The 4,586-nt window shown below is 71.7% G+C and carries 6 protein-coding genes and 2 tRNA genes; 4 read left to right on the forward strand and 4 right to left on the reverse strand.

What is annotated here, in order from left to right:
- Window positions 1–92: 92 nt before the first annotated feature.
- The 3 genes from rpmG to N864_RS19430 form a co-directional block, all read right to left on the reverse strand.
- Window positions 93–263: a 50S ribosomal protein L33 gene (gene rpmG, locus N864_RS19420; RefSeq protein WP_034721175.1), complete on the reverse strand. Its 171-nt coding sequence runs from the start codon at window positions 261–263 to the stop codon at window positions 93–95.
- 145 nt (window positions 264–408) lie between these two features.
- A tRNA-Met gene (locus N864_RS19425) sits at window positions 409–482 on the reverse strand.
- Between the two features lie 40 nt (window positions 483–522).
- A tRNA-Thr gene (locus N864_RS19430) sits at window positions 523–595 on the reverse strand.
- Window positions 596–728: 133 nt separating this feature from the next.
- Here N864_RS19430 and N864_RS19435 point away from each other — a divergent pair.
- Window positions 729–1,895: an AI-2E family transporter gene (locus N864_RS19435; RefSeq protein ID WP_081794049.1), complete on the forward strand. Its 1,167-nt coding sequence runs from the start codon at window positions 729–731 to the stop codon at window positions 1,893–1,895.
- 5 nt (window positions 1,896–1,900) lie between these two features.
- On the opposite strand, the gene N864_RS19440 is transcribed toward N864_RS19435, so the two are convergent.
- Entirely contained in the window at window positions 1,901–2,788 is an 888-nt protein-coding gene (locus N864_RS19440) for a hypothetical protein (RefSeq protein WP_034721177.1), read from the reverse strand.
- Between the two features lie 113 nt (window positions 2,789–2,901).
- On the opposite strand from N864_RS19440, the gene N864_RS19445 reads away from it, so the two are divergent.
- From N864_RS19445 to N864_RS19455, 3 genes are all read left to right on the forward strand, one after another.
- On the forward strand, window positions 2,902–3,723 hold the full coding sequence (locus tag N864_RS19445) for an MBL fold metallo-hydrolase (protein WP_034721181.1): 822 nt from the start codon (window positions 2,902–2,904) through the stop codon (window positions 3,721–3,723).
- A 57-nt stretch (window positions 3,724–3,780) separates the two neighbouring features.
- The gene (locus tag N864_RS19450; RefSeq protein WP_034721184.1) at window positions 3,781–4,017 is read left to right on the forward strand and encodes a hypothetical protein; all 237 of its coding nucleotides are present in this window, start codon (window positions 3,781–3,783) and stop codon (window positions 4,015–4,017) included.
- A 149-nt stretch (window positions 4,018–4,166) separates the two neighbouring features.
- Window positions 4,167–4,544, forward strand: a complete 378-nt coding sequence (locus N864_RS19455; protein ID WP_081794050.1) for a hypothetical protein — start codon at window positions 4,167–4,169, stop codon at window positions 4,542–4,544.
- Window positions 4,545–4,586 lie beyond the last annotated feature (42 nt).

Here is a 4,586-nt window from a genome sequence, read left to right on the forward strand (position 1 = left end):
GCCGAGCGGCTGACCCAGCTCAGCGGCATACAAACCCGCGGCATACGAAAAGGACCGCTCCCGGGAGGGAACGGTCCTTCGTGACGATGAGGTCAGCGGGTCTCGCGGTGCTCCGTGTGGTGCCCGCAGTTGGGGCAGAACTTCGCGAGGGCGAGCCGGTCGGGGTTGTTGCGCCGGTTCTTCTTCGTGATGTAGTTACGGTGCTTGCAGTCGACACACGCCATCGTGATCTTGGGACGGACGTCGGTGCTCTTGCTGGCCACGGCAACCTGCTCTCGGTCGTGCTGAATAACGTTCGGGTGGTCGCGCGGGCCCACGGACAGGCGGCAGGCGCACGAGCGCGACGCTCAAGGTTACGCGACACCGGCGCGTTTCGAGAAATCCTCGATCGCACCGGCCGCGTTCCAGTAGCGGGAGCGGGACTCGATCCCGCGACCTCACGATTATGAGTCGTGCGCTCTAACCAGCTGAGCTACCCCGCCATGGGCGCCTGCCGTCCCGGGGGAACGACTGGCGGACCAGAGCCCCCTGTCGGAATCGAACCGACGACCTTTTCCTTACCATGGAAACGCTCTGCCGACTGAGCTAAGGGGGCACAGCCACGGAGCGCGCCCGGGGGCAGACCGCTGACCTGCTGTGCAGCGGTGAGACTACACGGTGGCGGGGCATCTGGTGAAATCGGCGCGTGCCGACGGGCCGGCCCGATCGGACGCTGCGATGATGCCGCCATGTCGACACCGGCGGGCACGCCCCGGCACGAGATCTCGATCCACTTCAACCGGCCCAGCCTGTGGCGAGCGGGGTGGGTCGTCATCGCTCTGGTGGCCTCGGCGGCGCTGCTGAAGTGGGTCCTCGAGGACGCGGGAAGCATCATCTTCACCCTCGTCCTGTCCCTCCTCGCGTCGATCGCGATGGAGCCGGCGGTCGCCTGGCTCAGCGCCCACATGCGGCGCGGGTTCGCCACCGCGATCGTCATGGTCGGCCTGGTCCTCCTCGGCGCCGCGTTCCTCTTCGTGTTCGGCCGGCTGCTCAGCGACCAGATCGGCACGTTCGCCCAGTCGGTCCCGGACCTCGTCCAGAACTTCACCCGGTGGGCGAGCCAGCGGTTCGGCCTCGACCTCGACTACCAGCACATCCTCGACAAGCTCGGGGTCGGCACCGGCGCCCTGACCTCGATCGCCCAGAACCTCGCCGGCGGCGTGCTCGGGATCGTGGCCTCGGTCCTGTCCGCCGCCTTCAGCACCCTGACGTTCGCCTTCTTCACCTTCTACTTCTCCGCTGACTCGCCGCGGCTGCGCCGCTGGATCGCCCAGCTCTTCCCGCCCAAGCAGCAGGAGGTCTTCGCGGTCGTGTGGAACCTCGCCCTCGCCAAGACCGGCGGCTACGTGTCGGCCCGTCTCGTCCTTGCCGGCATCTGCGGCGGCAGCACGGCGCTGTTCATGCTCATCATCGGGATGCCGTACTGGCTCGCGCTCGGTATCTGGACCGGCGTCGTGGCGCAGTTCGTCCCGACCGTCGGCACCTACATCGCCATCGCGCTGCCCGTCGTCATCGGGCTCGTCGGCGACAAGCCGTGGCAGGGCGTCGCGGTGCTCGTCTTCGCGCTCGTCTACCAGCAGATCGAGAACGTCACGATCGAGCCGCGCATCTCCGCGCAGGCGGTCGACGTCCACCCCGCCGTGTCCTTCGCGTCGGTGATGTTCGGTGCGTCGCTCTTCGGGGTCGGTGGCGCCTTCGTCGCGGTGCCGGTCGCGGCCCTCGGCATCGCGCTGTTCGACATCTATGTCCACACCTACGACGTGCTGCCGCACCACGAGCTGGCCGCCGAGCCGCCCGAGGGCTCGGCCGGCGAGGCCGACCGCGCCTCTCGCGAGGAGGAACCGGTCGCCGACTAGCGCGCTCAGTCCTCGGGGTGCGCCTCGAGGGCACGCCGCGCTCCCGCTTCGGCCTCCGCCTTCTCGTCTCGTATGCCGCTCACCTCGTCGAGCTCGTCGGTCGCCTTCGCGAGCCGCTCCCTCGCCGTGGCGAGCTGCCGCTCGAGGTCGGCGACGCCCTCGCGGGCCTCGTCGACGCGGGCCTGCTGGACCTCGACCCGGTGCTCGGCATCGCGACGCGCCTTGCCGGCCCGCTCGACAGCTCGCTCCAGGCGAGCCCGCTCGGCCGCGAGGGCTGCGCGCCGGCGCTCCTCCTCGGCGGCTCGGGCTGCCTCGTCCTCCGCGTCGGTCTGCTCGGGTGAGGGCTCGTCGGCCGCGCCGCCGGGGATGACCTTGAGGTGCCGCGGGGCCACGGCGGCGACGCCTTCGATGTCGACGTCGCCGAGCCCGGAGTACTGCAGCGGCTTGACGAGGGCGCCGGTCATCACCGACTCCTCCGCGCCCTCGTCGGCGATGAACGCGGTCAGCGTCTGGCGGACCTCGTCGCCGACCGCGTCGCTGATCGGCTGCCCGGCGGTCCGGGCGGCGGACTCGACCTTGCGGGCCACGGCGTCGACGCGGCGGGCCCGCTCCCTCGACAGCAGGCGCAGCTGGTCCGCGTCGAGGGTGCGCTGGGCCTCCCGCAGCAGCTCGGCGAAGTCATGGAACGCGTCGAGCTCGTCGGGGTGCTCGCGGACGAAGTGGTTCAGCGCCCAGGCCGCCACCGTGGGCTTGCGCAGGGCGCCCACCTGCTTGGCCAGCTCCCTCTCGCCCGCCTGCTTCGCCTCCGCCACGAGCGAGGACCGCACGGACATGAACTCCCCCAGCGAAGCGGCATACAGCTGCTGGACGGCCGCGCGCAGGTGGAGGATCACGGACCCCATCCTTCCCGAATCGAGAGCACACTTCCCACCATCGAGAGCAGGGTCGCGACCATCGAGAGGACACTCCGCACCATCAAGGGCACGTTCTCCGGCAGGCTGGGGGCATGATCTGGATCTGCGCCACCTGCGCCGTCGAGACCGACGACCTGACCGACCCGCCCGCCCAGTGCGCCATCTGCAGTGACGAGCGCCAATGGGTGCCCGCGACGGGACAGGCGTGGACAACGCTGGACTCCTTGCGTGCCAAGGGAACTCGGATCACGATCCAGGCGGTCGAGCCGGGCCTGTGGGGACTGCGGGCGGATCCCGAGGTGGGCATCGGGCAGCAGACGATGGTCGTCGTGACCGGTGAAGGGACGCTGCTGTTCGACTGCATCGGCTACATCGACGCCGGCACGGTCGAGTTCGTGCGGTCGCTGGGCCCGACGCTCGCCGTCGCGGCGTCGCACCCCCACATGTACGGCGTCCAGACGGAGTGGGCCCGGGCCCTGGGCGGGGCGCCGGTGCTCGTCGCCGAGGCGGACCGGGACTGGGTGCGGCGACGGGACCCGCTCGTCGAGCACTACGGTGACCGGCGGCCCGTCGCGGAGGGCCTGACCCTGCACCGGGTCGGCGGGCACTTCCCTGGCCAGGCCGTCGTCGAGTGGCGGGATGGCGACGAGGGACGCGGGGTCCTGCTCGCCGCGGACGCGATCTTCCCCAACCCGGACCGGAAGTCGGTGAGCTTCCTGCGCAGCTATCCGAACCGGATCCCCTTGTCGGCGCGGGTGGTCGAGCGGATCGCCGCCCAGGTGGAGTCGCTGCACTTCGACCGGCTCTACAACAACTTCGGCACGGTGGTCCCGTCGAGCGCCAAGCAGGTCATCCGGTCCTCGGCGGAACGGCACGCCGCCTGGGTCCGCGGCGACTACGACCACCTGACCTGAACACCCTGCGGCGCGGCTCGGAGCAGGCTCACAACTTCGTCGGCCACCATCTGGTGCGTGCTCCCGTCCCACCTGACCTCGGCCCTGCCCACTCTCCTGCCCGCTGCCGGCGCGTTCGGCGCCGGTCGGCTCTTCGCGCTCATCATCGTCGTCTTCCTGGCCATCCTCGCGGTCTTCATCGTGCCGCTCGAGGTCCGGCTGCGGCGGGAACGGCGGGCGCAGCGTGGGCAGCAGCCGGGCAACGAGACACCTGGCCGGCGGGGCGGCCCTGGCTCGCGTCGGGACGAGGCGTAGCGCCGGCGCGCGCGGGGCGCCGGGCTCCGGTGAGCCGGTGGTGGGCGCGTGCACGACGCCGCTCCGTGGTGTGAGCCCGAGCCCTCCTCGGGTAGGGGTGGGGCATCGGCGTCGACCGGTGCCGTGCGTCCCATCCCAGAGGAGCGAAGATGAGCGACAACCCGATGTCCTCCGCCGACGACCCGCAGACCGGTGAAGGGCCCGCGGACGGCGGTGCGGACCAGACCGCCCACGACGGCGGCGCAGATGGTGGCGCCGGGCCCGCCGGCGTCCCCGGCGGCGTGACCGGAGACGGCGCGGCGACCGGCGGCGCGAGCGGCATGACTGGCGAGGGCACCGCTGACGGTGGGGCCGACGCCGAGGGCCAGGACGGTGGCGCCGACGGCGGCGCGGGCTCCGGCAGCCCCCGCGGCTCCGGCAGCGGGATGACCGGCTCCGGTCTCACCGACGAGGGGACTGCTGACGGCGGGGCCAACACCGACGCCCACGACGGCGGGGCCGACGGCGGCGCGGGCCAGTCGGGCTGAGGTGACCACGGGCACCACGAGCCGGGTGCCCGCGACACGTCG

The sequence above is a fragment of the Intrasporangium chromatireducens Q5-1 genome (assembly GCF_000576575.1).
Lineage (GTDB): Bacteria > Actinomycetota > Actinomycetes > Actinomycetales > Dermatophilaceae > Intrasporangium_A > Intrasporangium_A chromatireducens.